General features: G+C 59.9%; 17 protein-coding genes and 1 other RNA gene. 12 read left to right on the forward strand and 6 right to left on the reverse strand.

What is annotated here, in order from left to right; genetic code table 11:
- The first annotated feature begins 93 nt into the window (after positions 1–93).
- On the forward strand, positions 94–1,923 hold the full coding sequence (locus OCV66_RS03880) for a copper amine oxidase N-terminal domain-containing protein (RefSeq protein ID WP_186949555.1): 1,830 nt from the start codon (positions 94–96) through the stop codon (positions 1,921–1,923).
- 38 nt (positions 1,924–1,961) lie between these two features.
- On the opposite strand, the gene OCV66_RS03885 is transcribed toward OCV66_RS03880, so the two are convergent.
- Positions 1,962–2,294: a hypothetical protein gene (locus OCV66_RS03885; RefSeq protein WP_147573812.1), complete on the reverse strand. Its 333-nt coding sequence runs from the start codon at positions 2,292–2,294 to the stop codon at positions 1,962–1,964.
- A 207-nt stretch (positions 2,295–2,501) separates the two neighbouring features.
- Here OCV66_RS03885 and OCV66_RS03890 point away from each other — a divergent pair, with 207 nt between their 5' ends.
- The 6 genes from OCV66_RS03890 to OCV66_RS03915 all read left to right on the forward strand — a co-directional run bounded on the left by OCV66_RS03890 (position 2,502) and on the right by OCV66_RS03915 (position 10,070).
- Positions 2,502–4,970, forward strand: coding sequence for a transglycosylase domain-containing protein (locus OCV66_RS03890; protein WP_054327456.1), 2,469 nt, complete (start codon positions 2,502–2,504; stop codon positions 4,968–4,970).
- Between the two features lie 59 nt (positions 4,971–5,029).
- An RNA gene (ffs, locus tag OCV66_RS03895) (signal recognition particle sRNA large type) lies at positions 5,030–5,295 on the forward strand.
- Between the two features lie 308 nt (positions 5,296–5,603).
- The gene (dnaX, locus tag OCV66_RS03900; protein ID WP_147573813.1) at positions 5,604–7,229 is read left to right on the forward strand and encodes a DNA polymerase III subunit gamma/tau; all 1,626 of its coding nucleotides are present in this window, start codon (positions 5,604–5,606) and stop codon (positions 7,227–7,229) included.
- Between the two features lie 14 nt (positions 7,230–7,243).
- Positions 7,244–7,594: a YbaB/EbfC family nucleoid-associated protein gene (locus OCV66_RS03905; RefSeq protein WP_054327458.1), complete on the forward strand. Its 351-nt coding sequence runs from the start codon at positions 7,244–7,246 to the stop codon at positions 7,592–7,594.
- Positions 7,594–8,193, forward strand: a complete 600-nt coding sequence (gene recR, locus OCV66_RS03910) for a recombination mediator RecR (protein ID WP_054327459.1) — start codon at positions 7,594–7,596, stop codon at positions 8,191–8,193. Before OCV66_RS03905 ends, recR begins: the two co-directional genes overlap by 1 nt.
- A gap of 281 nt (positions 8,194–8,474) precedes the next feature.
- Entirely contained in the window at positions 8,475–10,070 is a 1,596-nt protein-coding gene (locus OCV66_RS03915; RefSeq protein WP_054327460.1) for a peptide chain release factor 3, read from the forward strand.
- Between the two features lie 50 nt (positions 10,071–10,120).
- On the opposite strand, the gene OCV66_RS03920 is transcribed toward OCV66_RS03915, so the two are convergent.
- The gene (locus tag OCV66_RS03920; RefSeq protein WP_147573814.1) at positions 10,121–10,693 is read right to left on the reverse strand and encodes a hypothetical protein; all 573 of its coding nucleotides are present in this window, start codon (positions 10,691–10,693) and stop codon (positions 10,121–10,123) included.
- Positions 10,694–10,858: 165 nt separating this feature from the next.
- Between OCV66_RS03920 and OCV66_RS03925 the strand changes: the two genes are divergently transcribed.
- From OCV66_RS03925 to OCV66_RS03945, 5 genes are all read left to right on the forward strand, one after another.
- Positions 10,859–11,245 (forward strand): GntR family transcriptional regulator, encoded by a 387-nt coding sequence (locus OCV66_RS03925; RefSeq protein WP_054327462.1) that lies wholly within the window; start codon positions 10,859–10,861, stop codon positions 11,243–11,245.
- On the forward strand, positions 11,229–11,936 hold the full coding sequence (locus OCV66_RS03930; protein WP_054327463.1) for an ABC transporter ATP-binding protein: 708 nt from the start codon (positions 11,229–11,231) through the stop codon (positions 11,934–11,936). The genes OCV66_RS03925 and OCV66_RS03930 overlap by 17 nt, the downstream gene beginning before the upstream one ends.
- Positions 11,930–12,736, forward strand: a complete 807-nt coding sequence (locus tag OCV66_RS03935; RefSeq protein WP_054327464.1) for a hypothetical protein — start codon at positions 11,930–11,932, stop codon at positions 12,734–12,736. The genes OCV66_RS03930 and OCV66_RS03935 overlap by 7 nt, the downstream gene beginning before the upstream one ends.
- Positions 12,737–12,888: 152 nt before the next feature.
- Positions 12,889–13,530, forward strand: a complete 642-nt coding sequence (locus tag OCV66_RS03940; RefSeq protein WP_147573815.1) for a putative ABC transporter permease — start codon at positions 12,889–12,891, stop codon at positions 13,528–13,530.
- 59 nt (positions 13,531–13,589) lie between these two features.
- On the forward strand, positions 13,590–14,390 hold the full coding sequence (locus OCV66_RS03945; protein ID WP_054327466.1) for a zinc ribbon domain-containing protein: 801 nt from the start codon (positions 13,590–13,592) through the stop codon (positions 14,388–14,390).
- A gap of 33 nt (positions 14,391–14,423) precedes the next feature.
- Here OCV66_RS03945 and OCV66_RS03950 read toward each other — a convergent pair whose 3' ends face one another.
- The 4 genes from OCV66_RS03950 to OCV66_RS03965 all read right to left on the reverse strand — a co-directional run bounded on the left by OCV66_RS03950 (position 14,424) and on the right by OCV66_RS03965 (position 17,715).
- Entirely contained in the window at positions 14,424–15,077 is a 654-nt protein-coding gene (locus OCV66_RS03950; protein WP_107631539.1) for a YczE/YyaS/YitT family protein, read from the reverse strand.
- A 1-nt stretch (position 15,078) separates the two neighbouring features.
- Entirely contained in the window at positions 15,079–16,116 is a 1,038-nt protein-coding gene (locus OCV66_RS03955; protein ID WP_054327468.1) for a threonine aldolase family protein, read from the reverse strand.
- 47 nt (positions 16,117–16,163) lie between these two features.
- On the reverse strand, positions 16,164–16,934 hold the full coding sequence (locus OCV66_RS03960) for a GNAT family N-acetyltransferase (RefSeq protein ID WP_054327469.1): 771 nt from the start codon (positions 16,932–16,934) through the stop codon (positions 16,164–16,166).
- Between the two features lie 70 nt (positions 16,935–17,004).
- Positions 17,005–17,715: a helix-turn-helix transcriptional regulator gene (locus OCV66_RS03965; RefSeq protein ID WP_054327470.1), complete on the reverse strand. Its 711-nt coding sequence runs from the start codon at positions 17,713–17,715 to the stop codon at positions 17,005–17,007.
- Positions 17,716–18,007: the final 292 nt, after the last annotated feature.

Below are 18,007 nucleotides of genomic sequence, written 5' to 3' on the forward strand. Positions count from 1 at the left end.
ACTTTCGATCGTGAAAAATGGATAAAACGGAAATGGACGCTGCATCGGTTTGGGGGTACAATAAAAATAATAAAAACGCAAGGGGGCTTTCTTTTGAAACGGATCAGGCATTTGCTGAGGCGGCTGCTTGCCGCGGGCTTGGCGGCGGTGCTGTGCGGCGCGCTGCCCGCGGCGCTGGCGGCGGACGGGGAGCCGCCGCTGTATGAGGTTTACAGCTATGCGTCGCCCGAGGAATTCATGGAGCTGTTTTTGGGCGTGGATGAGGGGCTGACCTATGATATGGTCAGCAGCAAATATGCGCTTTATATCCAGGCGCTCGAAGCGGACGAAAGCCTGGTCTGCAATTATTACGGCACGGATTCGGTCGGGGAAGCGGCGGAAGAGTGGGGGACGACGCGGGAAGCGCTGATCGCGGAGTTGGCGGCGTACCTGGCGATCGAGGACGTGTCCGCCATGGAGACGGACGGCGTCTGGGATCCGGACGGGCTGGACGCACTGGTTGCGTTCGGCCTGGTGCCGCGCACGCCACCGGCGGTGAGCGTGCAGTTGAACGGGAAAGCGATCGTGTTCCCAGATGCGCAGCCCGAGAGCCGGAACGACCGGACCATGGTGCCGTTCCGCGCGATTGCGGAGACATTGGGCGCGGCGGTCGGCTATGCGGACGGCGCCGTAACAGCCGAGCTGGCGGGGCGGACGTATGCTTTCGCGGCCGGCAGAGATACGCTGGCGATTTCGGATGCGGAGAGCGGCGCGGTGCTGGAGACGGTCGCGCTCGATGCCGTGCCGTACGAGAAGGAGGGCCGTACCTACGTTCCGGTGCGCTTTTTCGCAGAGGCGTTCGGCCTGACCGTCCGGTGGGACGAGTATGAGCAGGTCGCGGTGCTGTACGACAGGGACGCGTTGCTCGACGAGCTGAACGCGGATTTCTCCATTGTCAACCAGTGGATCGCGGCCCAGCCGGAAATCGATCCGGAGCAGGCGCTGCGCACGGCGGCGGCCATCGAGGTGGCCTATACGGCGTTCAACTCGATCGATGGGGACGAGCATTACCCCATGGAGGGTACGCTGGAGGTCATCAGCCAGGGCGGGAGCGTGCAGCTTGACCTGCGGCTCGACCTGTACGCGCTGGCGGCGCTGTATGCGCAGGAAAGCGGCTGGCTGCTCGGCATGGGTATGGAGGATTTGGCGGAGAAATACCGGACGGAGCTGGAAAACGCCCGCTTTGAAATGATCTATAACGCGGATACCGATATGCTGTACCTGCGCTGTCCGCTGTTGTTCGGGCTGCTCGCGGAGGATGCGCCGGAGGGCGCTGCTGCCGCCGCGGACACGGATAAATGGTTCAGCGTGAGTGGCCTGGCCGAATCCGGCGGCGTTGGTATGATGGATATGAACCCCGTGGTACTGGTCACCGGCAGCTTCCTGCCCCTGGCTGCGGATGCGGAAACCGCCGGCGAGTATATCGTCAGCCGGACCGAGCAGAATTGCGAAACATGGGGCAACTACAGCGAGCTGTGGTACCGCACACACAGCATGGCGCAGAACTGTGCGCTCAAGGCCGGCGACAGCCTGTTCGCCCGCAGCGGGTCGCGCTACACCGCGCCGGTCGGAAGCGAAGAGGTGTGGGAGGACGGCAGCTACTTCAAGGGCTGGTTCACGCTGGACGTGCAGACCGGCGGGATCACGGGCGAGGGTGAGCGCCGCGAAAGAGACTGGTTCAGCGACATGCTGATAACCTACAGCTATCAGGCGGAGGCCTCGTCCGCACGGGTGGAACAAACAATCCACATCAAGAACCAGGGCATTCTCACGATGGCGGTCGAGATGGAGCAGCAGCCCCATGACAGTTCGCCTGCGGCGCAGCCGCCGCAGGAAGAGGAGGTCGTCGACTTCGAACAGTGGGTCGAGGGTCTGTGGGACTGAAGAAAACGGGAAAAGCGGGCGCGTATGCGTCCGCTTTTTTACGAGCTGTAGTCCTCCAGCAGTTTGGCGAGCGCTTCGGCATCCGGCAGGACGACGCCGGCCCCGAGCGCCTCACGGTCGGCCTGCGGCAGCGAACGGGTGTCGATCTCCGTATAGAGGACCGTTTCGCCGCCGCGGGACACGGCGAGCGTCCCGCCCGCATCGTAGGCGACATAAGGCTCGAGCGGCGCGTTTGCCGCAACCGCAGACGGGGCAAAATAGGCGCGCGCGGCAAAAAAAGCGCAGGCCAGCGCGAGGATACAGGCCGCCAGGGCGATGCGCCTTTGGCGGCGCGCCCGCTGCAGGGCGAGCATGTAAAAGCCTTGCATCATAGAAAAAACATCCTTTGAAAAAGGGATTTGCTTTGAGTATTCCCGTAAATTTGTAAAATATTCGGGAACGAATGTAAAATTTGTTTGGAATTTGGCGCGCGGTGTGGTATAATACCACCGTATGCTGGGAACAAATCGGACGCCGCCAGCGTCCGACTGGAAAAGACCCTGCGGCGCCCGTCGCCGCCGGGTAAGGAGGAAACCGAATTGTCGACTGGCAAAAGAAAAGGATACGGCGTTGGGTATTTCATATCCCGCGTGCTGCTGACGCTGCTGCTGATCGGCGTGCTCTGCGCCAGCTTCTGCGGCATTGCGTTCGCATATTATGTGCACGCTTATATCAACCCCTCCGCGCAGGAAACGGCAAAGGGAATCAGCCAGGGCCTGGGCCTTGACCTGAATTCTTTCATTTACAACTATGATCCGGAAACCGGCGCGGAACAGCTTTACGAAACAATCAAGGGTACGGAAAACCGCATCTGGGTTGACAGCGAGGAGATTCCGGAGGACCTGAAAAACGCTGCGGTCGCGATCGAGGACGAGCGCTTTTACAAGCACCACGGCGTAGACTGGAGGCGTACGCTGGGCGCGGTCAGGGGCTGGCTGCTCGGCGGCGACCAGTACGGCGGCTCGACCATCACCCAGCAGCTCATAAAGAACGTGACGGAGGACAAGGATTACTCGGTCAAACGTAAGGTCAACGAGATATTCCGTGCGCTGGCGCTGGAAAAGGAGATCGACGACAAGGACCGCATCCTGACTATGTACCTGAACACGATCTACCTCGGCCACACCTGCTATGGCGTAAAAACCGCGGCCACGACCTATTTCGGCAAGGATGTCTCGCAGCTCGACCTCGCGGAATGCGCGGCTCTGGTCGGCCTGACGAACAACCCCTCCATTTACGATCCCTATAACCATCCGGATCGTGTGAAGGAGCGCCAGGAGGCGACGCTCGGCAAGATGCTGGAGCTGGGCATGATTACCCAGGAGGAGCATGACGCGGCCGTTGCGAAAGAACTGGTGTACCGCCCCTATGAGAAATACCAGGAGGAGATCGGCGACCCGTACACCTACTTTACCGACGCGGTCATCCAGGACGTTAAAAAGGACCTGATGGAGCAGAAAGGCTACTCCGAGCAGGTCGCAAGCAATATGATCAACTCCGGCGGCCTCAAGATCTACGCTACGATCGACACCAATGTCCAGAATATCCTGGATACGGTCTGGGCGGACGATTCGGTGTTCCCCAATACGGAGAAGTATGGTGAACGGCCGCAGAGCGCTATGGTCATTACGGACAAGCAGGGCAATATCAAGGGCATTGCAGGCGGCCGCGGGGAAAAGAATGGCAAGTTGGATTTCTCCTACGCGACCGACGCGCACCGCCAGCCCGGCTCGTCTTTCAAGCCGCTGTCCACCTATGGCCCGGCCATGGACAAGGGCATCATCGTACCCACCTCCACCGTGTATGACAAGGCGCTCCGCATGGGCGACGACGGGCGCCCTTGGCCGATGAACGACGGCAAAATGCCGACCGGCAAGGCGATGTCTATCAAAAGCGGTATCACCAGCTCGGTCAATACGATTGCCGTGCAGGTGATGAACATGCTCACGCCGCAGGCGTCCTATGATTTCCTGACGCAGCGCTTGGGCTTTGAAGATTCCCTGGTCGGCACCCGCACCAATGCGGATGGCACCGTGCAGTCCGATATCGACCTTGCGCCGCTGGCGCTCGGCGGCCTGACCGACGGCGTGACCGTGCGCGAAATGGCGGGCGGCTTCTCGACCTTTATCAACGACGGTGTGTTCGCCGGCACGCGGACCTATACCAAGGTGCTCGATTCCGAAGGCAACGTGGTGCTGGAGAACAACCCAGGCACCGAGCTTGGCTTTGAGAACGTGCGCACCGCGTATTATATGCTGGACTGCATGCAGGCGGTTACCTCATACGGCACCGCCTCGGGTACGACGATTTCGGGCGTGGAGACCGCGGGCAAAACGGGTACCACGACCTCGAATACGGATATCTGGTTCTGCGGTGTGACGCCTGAATATTCCGCCGCGGTCTGGGTTGGCTACGAGCATAACTACACGCTTGACGGGCTGTACGGCCGCACGGCGGCGGGCATCTGGAAAACGGTCATGACCCGTGTGCATGAGGGCGATTCCGGCTTGGTCTTTGATTCGCACCCGCAGGATTTCGAGACCGCCTCCTACTGCATGGACAGCGGGCTTGCCCCGTCCGGCGCGTGCCGCGCGGCGGGCCGTGTGGCGACCGGACGCTTCTGGAAAGGACAGACGCCAACCGAGCTTTGCCCGCACCAGGGCTTCAAGACCTACGATTACGGCAAGACGACCGGCATCGAGGTTGAGGAGGAAGAGGAAGAAAAGCCGGAGGAGCAAAAGCCGGAGGACCAGCCGACCAATCCGTCGGTTGATCCGGAAACCGGACTGCCGGTAACGCCGACCGACCCGGAGGGCGGCGGTACGAATTCGGGCGGCACGACCGATCCGGGCGGCAGCACGAACCCGGGCGGCACAACCGATCCCGATGGTACGACCGACCCGGGCGGGACAACCGACCCCGGCGGTACGACGGACCCGGGCGGCACGACCGATCCGGACACATCAACCGATCCGGAAACGCCGCCGCCGGACGATCCGGAGGCATAAAACGCGGCCGGCCGGTGTAAACTAACAATCGAATACCTTTTGTTCAGCGCCGCACAAGGCCGCACACATCGGGGCGTTAGCGGTGCTCTGTACCCGCAATCCGCTACAGCGGGGATGATGCGGGCAAGGAGGGACGGGCTTTCGGCAAGGTGGTCGCCCACAGAGCGATGAGAGACCGGTACTGCGCAACGGAGGACTGTGAACCATGTCAGGCGGGGAACCGAGCAGCATTAAGCAGAAACCATCGTGTGCCGCAGAGCTGCCGATCTTGAGCTTAAAGTGCGAAGAACGGCCGGGCGTTCGCTTTCGAATTGTCCGCGTGCGGTCTTGTGGGGCGCTGAACGAGAGTGTATGGGACTTCAAAAGTCCCCTATATACGAAAGCAGGTTCCAGCAGAAACCTGCTTTCGATACCCGAACGACGCCGCCCAAGGCGGCTGAGTCGGGGTATCAAAAGTCAGGCGCATGTCCTGACTTTTGATGAAAACCGCGTGGCGGTTTTCTGTGCAAATGGCGCGCATGGCGCGCAGGAGAGACGCTTGGAGGCGGGCTTGCGCCCGCCTCTTTGTGGTGTGTGTGCGGGGCGTTTGCCCACAGGCGCAGCAGAAATTGAGGAAAGGGGTTGCGATAGGACGTGTATCAGGCATTATACCGCAAGTGGCGGCCGCAGACATTCGCGGACGTAATTGGGCAGCAGCATATCACGGATACGCTCCGCGCGCAGCTCCAGTCCGGACGGCTGAGCCATGCCTACCTGTTTACCGGTACGCGAGGCACGGGCAAGACGACCTGCGCAAAAATCCTTGCCCGGGCGGTCAACTGCGAAAATCCGGTCAACGGCGACCCGTGCAACGAATGCGCGGCCTGCCGGGGGATATTGGACGGGTCCGTACTGGATGTGACCGAGATCGACGCGGCCTCCAACAACGGCGTGGACAATATCCGCGACCTGCGTGACGAGACGCGCTACACGCCCGCGCAGGTAAAAAAGCGGGTGTTCATCATCGACGAGGTGCATATGCTCTCGATCGGCGCGTTCAACGCGCTGCTCAAAACCCTGGAGGAACCGCCCGAGCATGTGCTGTTCATTCTGGCGACCACAGAGCTGCATAAGGTACCCGCAACCATCCTGTCGCGCTGCCAGCGGTTTGATTTCCGACGCATCGGTGCGGAGGATATTGCGCGCCGCCTGCTCGATGTGGCGGGGGGCGAGGGCATCGGGCTGACCGAGGGGGCCGCGCGCCTGATTGCGCGCCTGGCCGACGGTGCGATGCGCGATGCGCTGTCCATGCTGGACCGCGCGGCCGCGGCGGGCGCGGTGGATGAACAAACGGTCACCGCAGCACTGGGCGTGATGGGGCAGGATGACAGCCTGCGGCTGGCCGGCAGCCTGAAAGCGGGCGATCTGGCCGCGGCAGTCGGCCTGTTGGATGAATATTATAACGCGGGCCGCGATTTGGCCTCGGTTTACGACCAAATGCTCGGCCTGATACGGGACGCGCTTCTGGTGAAAACCAGCAAAACTGATGTTTCCGCGCTGATTTCCCCCGCCTACAGCGTGCAGACCCTGCAGAAGCTGTGCGACGGACTGGCGGCTTCGACCCTGATCGCGTGGAGCCGTGTGATCGGCGACGCGCTCGACCGGATGCGCAGCGCGGCAAACCGCCGTGTGGAGGCCGAGCTGTGCGCGGTGCGGCTGTGCAGCCTGGACGCGGACAGCTATGATACCTTGGGCGGCCGCGTGGAAGCGCTGGAGGAAAAGCTGAAAAACGGCGTGCCGGTACAGGCCGCGCAGCCGATGCCTGCGTCCGGAACGGCCGCAGGCATCGGCGATGAGCCGCCCCCGCCGGACGACAGCGACGCGCCGGATTGGGCCGGCGGGCAGGAGGATATCCGCGCGCCGGGAAAAAACGAGGCGGCGGCTCCGGCAGCAGCTGACTGGCCGCACTGGCCCGCGCTGCTCGAAGCGTTGACCGGCAAGATCAACACGGGCGCGCATACCAATCTCAAGCTGTCCGCGCGCGGCATCGAGGAGGACGGCGCGCTCGTTATCCTCTGCGAGGATGGGATTACGGCCATGCTCGCCAAGGCGGAGCCGACCATGAAGGTCATCCGCGCGCAGGCGGCGGCGCTTGCCGGCGCGCCAGTTAAGGTTAAGGTGCGGGAGGCAGGGGACGAGCCGGTCCACAAAAAAAATACTGCGGTCGATGAGCTGATTGGCCGCGCGAAAGCGTTTGATATACAAGTGAAAGAGCTTTAAGGAGGACATAACAGATGGCAAAGGGTAAATTTGGCGGTTTTGGCGGCGGCATGAATATGCAGGCCATGATGAAGCAGGCGCAGAAAATGCAGGAAAACATGCTTAAGGCGCAAGAGGAAATCGCCCAGATGGAGACCATCGGCACGGCGGGCGGCGGCATGGTGACCGTGACCGTGACCGGCACGTCGGCGCTGAAAAGCATTGAGATCAAGCCCGACGTGGTTGATCCGGACGATATCGAAATGCTACAGGACCTGGTGGTGGCGGCGGTGAACGAAGCGCTCAAGGCGGCAACCGAAAAATCCCAGAGCCAGATGTCCGCAGTGACGGGCGGCATGGGCGGTCTGGGCGGCGGCCTGTTCTGATGGACTTTTTCGCGCCGCCGGTCGAAAAGCTGATCGAGGAATTCGCGCGGCTCCCCGGCATTGGACAAAAGACCGCGCAGCGCCTGGCGTTCTATGTGCTCGACCTGCCCAAAGAGGATGCGGAGCGCTTCGCGGATGCGATACGGGATGCCAAGGCAAAAACGTTCACCTGCAAACGCTGCCAGAACCTGACGGACACCGAAACCTGCCCGATCTGCGCCGACCAGGCGCGAGACCAGAAGACCATCTGCGTGGTGACCGACCCGCGCGATGTGATCGCGTTTGAACGGACCAGGGAATATAAAGGGCTGTACCATGTGCTGCACGGCACGCTGTCGCCGATGAACCACATCGGGCCGGACGATATTCGCATTCGCGAACTGGTGCAGCGTGTGGCGGACGAGGAAACCGAGGAGGTCATCCTCGCCACCAATCCGGATACCGAGGGGGAAGCGACCGCAATGTACATTTCCCGCCTGCTGCAGCCGTTCGGTATCAAAATCACCCGCCTGGGCTACGGGATGCCGGTCGGCGGCCATCTGGAAATGGTGGACGAGGTTACGCTGCTCCGCGCGCTGGAGGGTAGGCGGGAGCTGTAACCCGCCGCCTGACGCGGCCGCTGTTCTACACTGTGTTCCTGCCTGCCCGCGTGAAAAGGGGTATAGGCGCGTCCTGTGATGCGCACAGCGCGAAAAAACAGGAACGGCCGGACTTTCGTCCGGCCGTTCCCGCAATAAAAGGTAGGATAGAGAGTAGAAAGCAAGAACATGTGGGGGGATCTTACGCTTTCCACATTTATACTATATCCGGCAATTGTGAAGATTCTGTGTACATTTCGCAAAAATTTATAAGTTTTGCATGATCGGGAGGAAATAAGCCTGTGGCAGACCTGAAGAAAGAAATCGAAAACCGGCGCACATTTGCGATCATATCGCACCCTGACGCTGGCAAAACCACCATAACCGAGAAATTTTTGCTCTACGGCGGCGCCATTCAGGAGGCCGGCATGGTCAAGGGCAAGAAAAACAGCCGCCACGCGGTTTCCGACTGGATGGAGATCGAAAAGCAGCGCGGTATTTCGGTCACCTCGTCGGTGCTACAGTTCCGGTACGAGGGCAAGTGCATCAACATCCTGGATACCCCGGGCCACCAGGACTTTTCCGAGGATACCTACCGCACGCTGATGGCGGCGGATTCGGCGGTCATGGTTATCGACGCGTCCAAAGGCGTGGAGGCGCAGACGCGCAAGCTGTTCAAGGTGTGCGCCATGCGCGGCGTGCCGATCTTCACGTTCATCAACAAGATGGACCGTGAGGCGCGCGACCCCTACGAGCTGCTTGAGGATATTGAAAACGAGCTGGGCATCGGCACCTACGCGGTCAACTGGCCAATCGGCTCGGGCAAGCGCTTCAAAGGCGTGTACGACCGCATGGACGACCAGGTCATCGCGTTCGAGGGTGCGGACTTCCGCCACGAGGTCAAGGCGCAGCGCCTGTCGATCGACGACCCGATCCTGGAGGGAATGCTGCCCGAGGACCAGTACCAGACCCTGATCGACGACGTGGAGCTGCTCTCCGGCGCGGGGGATGAATTCGACCTGAAAGCCGTGCATGAGGGAAAGCTGTCGCCGGTGTTCTTTGGCTCGGCGCTGACCAACTTCGGCGTGGAGCCTTTCCTCAAGAAGTTTTTGCAGATGACCCCGCCGCCGACTGCGCGCACTGCGGATATCGGCGTGATCGACCCATTTGAGGATCATTTTTCCGCGTTCGTGTTCAAGATTCAGGCGAACATGAACAAGGCGCACCGCGACCGCGTGGCATTCATGCGCATCTGCTCGGGCAAGTTTGAGCGCGGGCAGGAGGTGCTGCATGTGCGGACCGGCAAAAAGATGGCGCTCGCCGCGCCGCAGCAACTCATGGCGCAGGACCGTTCGATCGTGGACGAGGCCTATGCGGGCGATATCATCGGCATCTTTGACCCGGGCGTGTTCGCGATTGGGGACACGGTATGCGACCCCAAGCGCAAATGCGTCTTTTCCGGCATACCGACCTTTGCGCCCGAGCTGTTCGCAACGGTGCGGCAGAAGGATACCTTAAAGCGCAAGCAGTTCGTCAAGGGCGTGGAGCAGATTGCGCAGGAGGGTGCGATTCAAATATTCCGCGAGCCGGGCTCGGGCATGGAGGCGGTCATTGTGGGCGTGGTTGGCGTGCTACAGTTCGAGGTGCTCGAATACCGCTTGAAAAACGAGTATAACGTGGAGATCATCCGCGAGAACCTGCCCTATGAGCATGTGCGCTGGGTGGAGAACGACGAGGAGGATTTCGACATCAAGCGCCTACAGCTTACGAGCGACACCAAAATCGTCGAGGATCTCAAGGGCAACAGCCTGCTGCTTTTCACCTCGCCGTGGAATATCACCTATGCGCTCGACCATAACGAAGACCTCCGCCTGGCGGAGTTTTCGGAAAACGCATAAAAAACGCGCGTCGGAACAAAGCGTTCCGGCGCGCGTTTTTTGGTGTGCCACTACATATGAAGCGGATCGTCCTCGCGGTTTTTGACTGCCCGCAGGTATTGCCAGAGCAGAACAAGCGGTGCAAGCTGGCAGACGAGCTGCACGACCAGCGCGGCCGGGTTTTGATAAAACAGGGTTTGTATGAAAGAGGCGGCCACCGCGCCGATCAGCGGCGTGTAAAAGCACCAGCGGATGCGGCGGGCGGGGTAGGCGTAGCCGCAGGGGATGACACGCTCATCCAGCGCCCAGTACATATGATACTGGCTGATCAGGCTGAACAGCGAGCCGGTCACCATCAGCAGCACCATGAAATGCACCATCATATCCGACGTACCCATAAACGTGCAGGCCAGAGCCAGGATGGAGAGGACCAGCGAGATGAGTTGGCAGGAAAAGGCGCGGCCGAACCTTGCCGATTCCTCCGAAAGACGGTGCAGAATATACAGCACCACGCCGTATGCCGCAAGGTTAAGGATGCTGGCGGCCAGGCTAACTCCGTTTTCAGGAAAGAGGCTGCCGAGGCCCGTGACCGCGGATACCACAAGCGCGGCCCAGAGCAGACGCAGGCTGGGATAGATCTTCATAAAAATTACCCTCCAGTGTACCTGTAATTATAGCATATCACGCGGGATTTTTCAGCAATAATTTAGCGGTCGCGGGGCTGGATAAAAAATTTTTGAAAAAGGTATTGACAATTATGCATTACTGTACTATTATCATAGTACAAAGAAACGGAGAGGAGCGAGCCTATGCAATGGCAACTGCGGGGCGACCGCCCGATCTACCAGCAGCTCATGGAGCAGCTGACCGAGCAGATCGTAAGCGGGCAGCTCGGCGCGGGCGATAAGGTGCCGCCCGTGCGGGAGCTGGCGGCGGAGGCGGGCGTGAACCCGAACACAATGCAGCGCGCGCTGGCGGATTTGGAGCGCGAAGGGCTGATGTACACCAACCGCACCAGTGGACGATATGTTACGGAGGATAAAGAGATGATAGCAAAAATTCGGGAGCAGATCGCAAGCGACCGTATTTCAGAATTTTTAGCCGGCATGAGTCAGCTTGGCTTTACCGAGAAGGAGATCGTGGCGCTTTTGGAAAAGCGCAGGGGGGAGGAGAAGAAGAATGGAACAGAGGAATGATCTGGTTGTATGCGAAGGGCTGACCAAGATTTACGGCAGTATCAGGGCGCTTGACAGCCTGAGCCTAACGCTCGAGCGCGGCCGCTTTATTGGCCTGCTGGGGCCGAACGGATCGGGCAAAACGACAGCGATCAAGCTGCTTAACGGCCTGCTGCAGCCGACCAGCGGCACGGTGCTGATCGACGGGGAAAAGCCGGGCGTGCATACGCACAGCGTGGTCAGCTATCTGCCCGACCGTGCTTACCTGAACGACTGGATGCGCGTGTGCGACCTGTTTGACTTTTTCGCGGACTTCTATGCGGATTTTGACAAGATCAAGGCGAACGATATGCTGAAAACGCTGGATATCAGCCCGTTGGCGCGTCTCAAAACGCTGTCCAAGGGGACGAAAGAAAAGGTGCAGCTCATCCTGACCATGAGCCGCAAGGCCCAGCTCTTCCTGCTTGACGAGCCGATCGGCGGCGTGGATCCCGCGGCGCGCGACTACATCCTCAACACCATCCTGTCCAATTACAGCGAGGACGCCACCGTGCTGCTCTCCACCCACCTGATCGCGGATATTGAGCGCGTGCTGGACGAGGTCATCTTTTTGAAAAACGGCGTGATGACCCTGCACGAGAGCGTGGATACCATCCGCGAGGAGCATGGGAAATCGGTCGATATGCTGTTCAGGGAGGTGTTTGCATGCTGAAGCTGCTGAAATATGAGTGGAAGGCGTGCGCGCGCATCTGCCTTCCGATGTACGCGGCGGTGCTGCTGTTGGCCGTGGTCAACCGCCTGACCATGACTGACCAGGTGCAGAACCTGCTGTACGGCATCCCTACGGTGCTAATGGCAATGTTGTATTTCGCTGTGATGGTAGCGGTGTTCGTTGTAACCGCGGTTATCCTGATCCAACGGTTTTACAAAAACCTGCTGGGGGACGAGGGGTACCTGATGTTCACTCTGCCGGTGACGGTTTCTCAGCATATCTGGAGTAAGGTCATTGTTGCGACCGTTATGAGTATTATTGCTACAGTTGCGGCAGTGCTGAGCATAGGCATCATCGGTTCAGGTTCGGGCCTGCTTGTGGGGCTGGGCGATGTGCTGGCCGCCATATGGAAATCTTTTACGAGCGACCCTAATACGCTGTTCTATACTCTGGAGACGTTCGCTTGGCTGCTGCTCTGTGCGGTTGTCGGTATGCTGTTCATCTACCTGTGTATCGCGCTGGGACATCTGGCGAAAAAGCACCGCGTGCTGATGGCGGTGGTTTGGTACTTTGTATTGTCCACTGTGTTCCAGTTCCTTTTCATGTTCTTTATCATGGGTGTGGGTAACCTGCCCTTTGACAGCGTATGGATGGCACTGGCAAACTTCTTCCGCGGCATCGGGCCGACTGCGACCATCCATATTGGCATGATAACGCTGTGCGTTGCAACGGCGGTGCCGGGCGCGGCGTTCTTCCTGGCGGTCCGCCATATTCTGAAGAACCGGCTCAATCTGGAATAAACCACATCTGTTTTTCACCACGGGGGACGCGCGGCGCCGCGCGTCCCTTTTTGCACCCCAAAGACGGGAAAATTGCAAAGCCTTAAGAAGTTTGCGTATAAAATGAAAAGAAATTTCGGCTACAATGGAATTATGCAAAGGAGGCGGACGTCATGACGGGAAAAATACGGCAGTCCATCGGCCGGCAGTATGCGCCGGCTGAGCTGGCAGGGCTGTTCTTCGCTTTTTCCGCGGCGGGCTGGCTATGGGAGGTTGCGCTCCACCTCGTATTCAACGGTGAGCTGGTCAAGCGCGGCACGATGTTGGGGCCGTGGCTGCCGATCTACGGCGCGGGCGGCGTGTTGGCTGTTTTGCTGCTGCGCCGCTTCGCGGACAAACCGCTGCGGGTGTTTGCGTTGGGTGTCGCGCTCTGCACGGTGATCGAATACGTCACGGGCAGGTATCTGGATAGCCTGTACGGCCTGCGCTGGTGGGACTATTCCATGCTCCCGCTCAATATCGACGGATTGGTCAGCCCGCTGACCTCGCTGGTGTTCGGCGCAGGCTGCTGCGCTGCGGTATATTGGGCGGGTCCCAAGGCCGCGGGATGGATGCGGCGGTTGCCTAGGCCGCAGGCGCGGCAGTGCTGCGCGTTGCTGGCGGTGGTGTTCCTGCTGGACTTTGGATGGTCTGCGTTGCATCCCAATACCGGCGCGGGCGTCACCACCAGCCTGCCGTCCGCCCAGGCGGCGGAAGGGCTGACCGTGATCGATCCCGCCCAGGTTCATTTGCTTTTGTGCAGCATGGCAAAATAATCTTGCGCGTGCCCCCTCGCTCTGGTATGATAAAAGCAGGAGAGAGGGGAGGCGTTTTTATGAAATGCCAGCATTGTGGGATCAATTTTGACGACGGCGACCGAGAGTGTCCGATCTGCGGCGCCAGGGCGGGCAGCCGGGGGCGGCTGTCGGTGCGGCGCGGCGCGTCGTTCCGGCCGCACGGAAGCGCCGCGCCCAAAACAACGGAGCCGACCATCCTGAACGGCAAGGTGAAAAAGGACCGCGCGGCCCAGAAAAAGAAAGGGCGCGTCATCGCGCTGGTTTCCGCGGCGGTGGTGCTTTTGCAGTTGGTGCCGGCCGTATTCGGCCTGATCGGTGATTTTGTGGGTGATATCCGCTTCGGGGAGCCGTATGTGGAGCCGGAACCCCCGTATTCGGAGGCGGACGACTGGTATGAGGACGACGGGGGCGCGTACAACGTCATATCCCTTGCGGATCTGCTGGGTCTGCGGTCGGTCGTGGAGTTGCCGGACGGCAGTCTACTGGAGCTGTACGCGGAGGGTGACGAACACTATTCGCTGTATATCGAGGGGCGGTATTCGGAAAGCGGCGACGTATGGATCATGTACAATGCGCCGGACGACGAGCTGTATCCCGACATTGCGCAATACCCGCCGGAGGAATACGACAGCTTTACCATCTGCCTGACGTACGATTCGCTGGAGTGGGAGGAGCCGGCGGTGGATATTTCCTACCATCAGGAGATGGGCGATATGTGGCTGCTGGCGCATATTAGCCGCGATGGGAGCGAGATCGTGCTGGACGACTGGTTCGGCGACGCCGCGTTCCTGTTCGGCGAGGAGCAGTTCCTGCCGGTCAAAGCGGTGGAGACTGCATGAAGAGTGAAAAAAGGAAGCCCTACGGCTTCCTTTTTATTTTTTTTGCTGCCGGATGAATCGGAGGGTCTCCGCGATGTTTTCCTGATGCAGCTCCGCGGCGCGGAAGCCGAGCAGGTGGAAATTCAGGTTGAACAGCGAGCCAAGGCCGAGCGCGGAAATGACCGTGCCGATGCCCACCTGTCCGCCGAGGAAATAACCAGTCAGGATGACGAGGATCTCGACGGATATGCGGCACAGGCCGACCGAGCGGCCGGTCCGGCGCGCCAGCGCGACCATCAGGGCATCGCGCGGGCCGGCGCCGAGCGCGCTTTTCATGTACATCCAGGTGCCGAGCACCAGCAGCTCCAGGCCGGCGAGCAGCATCAGGACGCCGGAGAGCGTGCCGGACATCTGCGGGACCCAGCCGAGCCACAGCAGCGCGTCGATAAACACGGCGCACAAAACAATATTGATGACCGTGCCGAACCCGAAGCTCTCGCCGAACAGGATGGCAACGCCGATTGCGGCCGCGCCCACGATGACCGAAGCTGTGCCGTAGGTGATGCCAAAGCTCTGCGCCATGCCCTGCTGCAGCACGCTCCATGGCTCGAGACCGATGTTTGCCTGCAGCATCATCACGATGCCGATTGCGCTGACCAGCATGCCGAGCGCAAGCCAGAGCAGGCGGCGGACGTAATTCCGGATCATATCATCCCTCCGCGGCAAAAGCGCGTATGGCTTCGGCGGCGGTCTGGCAGGCGGCGCGCGTAATGTCATGGTGGCAGACCATACGGTATTCGCCGTCCATGCAGCCGGTCACCTTGATGCCGCGGCCGAGCATCCAGGCAGGATACCGCGAGGCCTTTTCCGCGTCCCAGTCCGTGGTGAAAAAGACCATATCGATCTGGGTGCGCTCAGCGAACACATGGACGCCGTCCACCGCGCTCAGCAATTCGCCCAGATATTTGGCGTTTTCGTGGTCCTCTGACAGGCGTCCGGTCATATCGCGCAGGGCGACCATGCCGGCCGCCGCAAGGAAACCGACCTGGCGCAGGCCGCCGCCCAGGATGCGGCGGGCGCGGCGGGCGCGCCAGATCACATCCTTTGGGCCGGCGAGTATCGAGCCGACTGGTGCGCACAGGCCCTTGGACAGACAGCACATGACGGTATCGCAGTACTGCGTCAGCTCCCGAACGTCCGCGATGCCGAGCGCGGCCGCTGCGTTGAACAGGCGTGCGCCGTCCAGATGGACGGGGACGCCCTGCGTATGCGCGATCTCGAACACGGCGCGCATGTTGTCGAGCGGTAGCACCGAGCCGGTGGAATGGGCGTTTTCCATGACGACCAGGCCGGCGGGTGCGACCTGCACATCGCTGTCATCCGTCAGGCAGGCGCGCACGGATGCAGGGTCCATCACACCGTTCACGCTTTCTGGAAAACGGAGGGAGACTCCGGCGAGCTGGCCGTAAGAGCCGGCCTCATGCGCAGCGATATGCGCGGTCGGTGCGATTACGACGCAGTCGCCGCGGCGGGTGTGCGCGAGCAGCGCGCAGGTGTTGCCCTGCATGCCGGAAGTGACGAACAGAGCCGCCTCCTTGCCGAGCCGCTGGGCGGCATAGGCTTCCAGCTCCTTTGCGGTCGGGTCATCCTCGAAGACATCGTCGCCCACGACCGCGCGGCACATCGCATCCCGCATGGCCTGGGTGGGCTGTGTGACCGTATCGCTGCGCAAATCAATAAACTGCATAAAATCAAGACCTTTCTCAAAAGAATTATCAGGTGCGCTGTGTCGGGTTAAGGGTAAAGCTCGCCCCACCGTCCGCACGGCGCGAAGCCGATCTCGCAATACAGCTCCGCGACCTGGTCGTAGCCGGCGATCAGGCGCGGCGTTTTGCCTTTCTGCTGAATGCGCTGCACCAGAAAACGGCTGATGCGGCCGCCCAGCCCCTTGTGGCGGTGTTCGGGTACCACGGCGATCGCGCCCAGCACGCCGCATTCGTCGTCCTCGGATATGATGCAGCCCGTGCCGACCGCCTCTCCGTCAAGCTCAAACTGGTAAAGCTCGGCCAGGCCGCAGGTGATCCTGCGCTGCAGGTCCGCCGACCAGGTATCAAACGACAGATGGGTCTGGTAGTATTCGTGGCTGCGCTGCAGGATATTGAACACGGTATGGAAATCCCCGCGGACAAAACCCTCCGTGCTTTGCTCCAGCGGAAGGCCGCGGTACACCATATAATAGGAGCTTTCGGTCGCGCCGCCGAGCAGCTTTTGCAGCGCCGCGCACTGGGGCCAGTTCGTATCGATTTCCCGCACGTTTTCCCGTTTTGCCAGCTCGGCGATGGGAAGCGGGTCGGCGCGCTCGTCGGACGAGATGCTGAGCACGCCGTTGGCTAAGTACAGGGCGGCCGCAGGCTCCCGCCCCTTCCGGCACAGGAAAAACCGTGCGTTTGCGTCGCCTAACCCGTAGGCGCGGAGCGCGGTCAGCGCTCGGGAACCGAACACATGCTCATAGGAGCAGGCAAGGGTAAAATCAGGCACGTCGGCCGCGGTCAATTGGATCAGCATAATAAGAGAAACCTCCGTTCAAATAGTGAAAAAATGAGCGCCCCGCGCTCATTTTTTCACTTGCTTTTTTTTACTCTTCCACTTCTTGCGTGGGATCCTCTTTTTTGATCTGCGACAGGTAACGGTAAACGCTTGCCTGCGAGCAGTGCAGGGCGTCGGCAACATCCTTGACCGCGCCCTTGAGCAGGAAAATGCCGCCCGCTTCCAGCGCACCAATGATCTGCACGCGCTCGTCGGGCGTCAGCCGGTCAGCCGTTACGCCGAGGCGGAGCAGCTCGCGACCGACAGCGTCGCCCGCCACGGCGCCGATCGAGTTGTGGAAGCTTTCTGTGGTGGGGGGGATGCTGCGCACGGCGTTCGCCGGCGTTTCCTCGGTCTGGAAGTTGGTTTCGATAAAATTGTCGGGATGGCAGAGTCGCAGAATATCCTCGCTGACGGACTGGTAGCGGCTGTCGTCAAAGTTGATGCAGAGCATCCCGATCAGCTTGCCGTGCTGCTTGATAAACAGCGTGGAGGAGCGCAGTGTTTTGCCGGCGGCGGAAACGCCTGGATAATGCAGCCGGTAATCCTGCGTTTCATAGCTTCTGTCCATCAGGATCTTGAGCGCAACATTGGTCAGCGGTGCGCCGATCTCCCGACCGCTCACATGGTTGTTGGCAATCGCGATGATCGAACGGTTTTTGTCGGTCAGGTCATGCAGTGCAACCTCATAGTCAGGGCCGAGAGCTTGCCCAAGAAACTCGGTCAGTTTGATGTAATGCTGCAATAAGGGATTCGCCATACGCTCACCTCGTTTCTGATAATGAAAGACAGGAATGCAGTGTTATTATTTTTATTATACCGTATTTTCACGCGGATTGTCAAAGAAGATCTAAAGAAATAATCACAATAAAAATAAAAATTTATTATAAATGTTTGCCAATGATTATGTAAAATAGAAACAAATAAGTGGGAAGGAATGTATACAAATATACAAAATAGACAAAAACACCTTGACAAATAATTCTCCTCATAATAAAATAATCTCAGAAAAAACGAAGGAGGAGGGTGAAAGATGAAAAAGGAGATAAATA

It is taken from the genome of Agathobaculum ammoniilyticum (genome assembly GCF_025567315.1).
Taxonomy (GTDB): domain Bacteria; phylum Bacillota; class Clostridia; order Oscillospirales; family Butyricicoccaceae; genus Agathobaculum; species Agathobaculum ammoniilyticum.

What these genes read in the sequence shown, in the direction of transcription:
- OCV66_RS03885 (WP_147573812.1), bottom strand. Translation starts at nt 2,294, where the DNA reads ATGATGCAAGGCTTTTACATGCTCGCCCTGCAGCGGGCGCGCCGCCAA.
- OCV66_RS03905 (WP_054327458.1), top strand. Translation starts at nt 7,244, where the DNA reads ATGGCAAAGGGTAAATTTGGCGGTTTTGGCGGCGGCATGAATATGCAG.
- recR (WP_054327459.1), top strand. Translation starts at nt 7,594, where the DNA reads ATGGACTTTTTCGCGCCGCCGGTCGAAAAGCTGATCGAGGAATTCGCG.
- OCV66_RS03920 (WP_147573814.1), bottom strand. Translation starts at nt 10,693, where the DNA reads ATGAAGATCTATCCCAGCCTGCGTCTGCTCTGGGCCGCGCTTGTGGTA.
- OCV66_RS03925 (WP_054327462.1), top strand. Translation starts at nt 10,859, where the DNA reads ATGCAATGGCAACTGCGGGGCGACCGCCCGATCTACCAGCAGCTCATG.
- OCV66_RS03930 (WP_054327463.1), top strand. Translation starts at nt 11,229, where the DNA reads ATGGAACAGAGGAATGATCTGGTTGTATGCGAAGGGCTGACCAAGATT.
- OCV66_RS03935 (WP_054327464.1), top strand. Translation starts at nt 11,930, where the DNA reads ATGCTGAAGCTGCTGAAATATGAGTGGAAGGCGTGCGCGCGCATCTGC.
- OCV66_RS03940 (WP_147573815.1), top strand. Translation starts at nt 12,889, where the DNA reads ATGACGGGAAAAATACGGCAGTCCATCGGCCGGCAGTATGCGCCGGCT.
- OCV66_RS03945 (WP_054327466.1), top strand. Translation starts at nt 13,590, where the DNA reads ATGAAATGCCAGCATTGTGGGATCAATTTTGACGACGGCGACCGAGAG.
- OCV66_RS03950 (WP_107631539.1), bottom strand. Translation starts at nt 15,077, where the DNA reads ATGATCCGGAATTACGTCCGCCGCCTGCTCTGGCTTGCGCTCGGCATG.
- OCV66_RS03955 (WP_054327468.1), bottom strand. Translation starts at nt 16,116, where the DNA reads ATGCAGTTTATTGATTTGCGCAGCGATACGGTCACACAGCCCACCCAG.
- OCV66_RS03960 (WP_054327469.1), bottom strand. Translation starts at nt 16,934, where the DNA reads ATGCTGATCCAATTGACCGCGGCCGACGTGCCTGATTTTACCCTTGCC.
- OCV66_RS03965 (WP_054327470.1), bottom strand. Translation starts at nt 17,715, where the DNA reads ATGGCGAATCCCTTATTGCAGCATTACATCAAACTGACCGAGTTTCTT.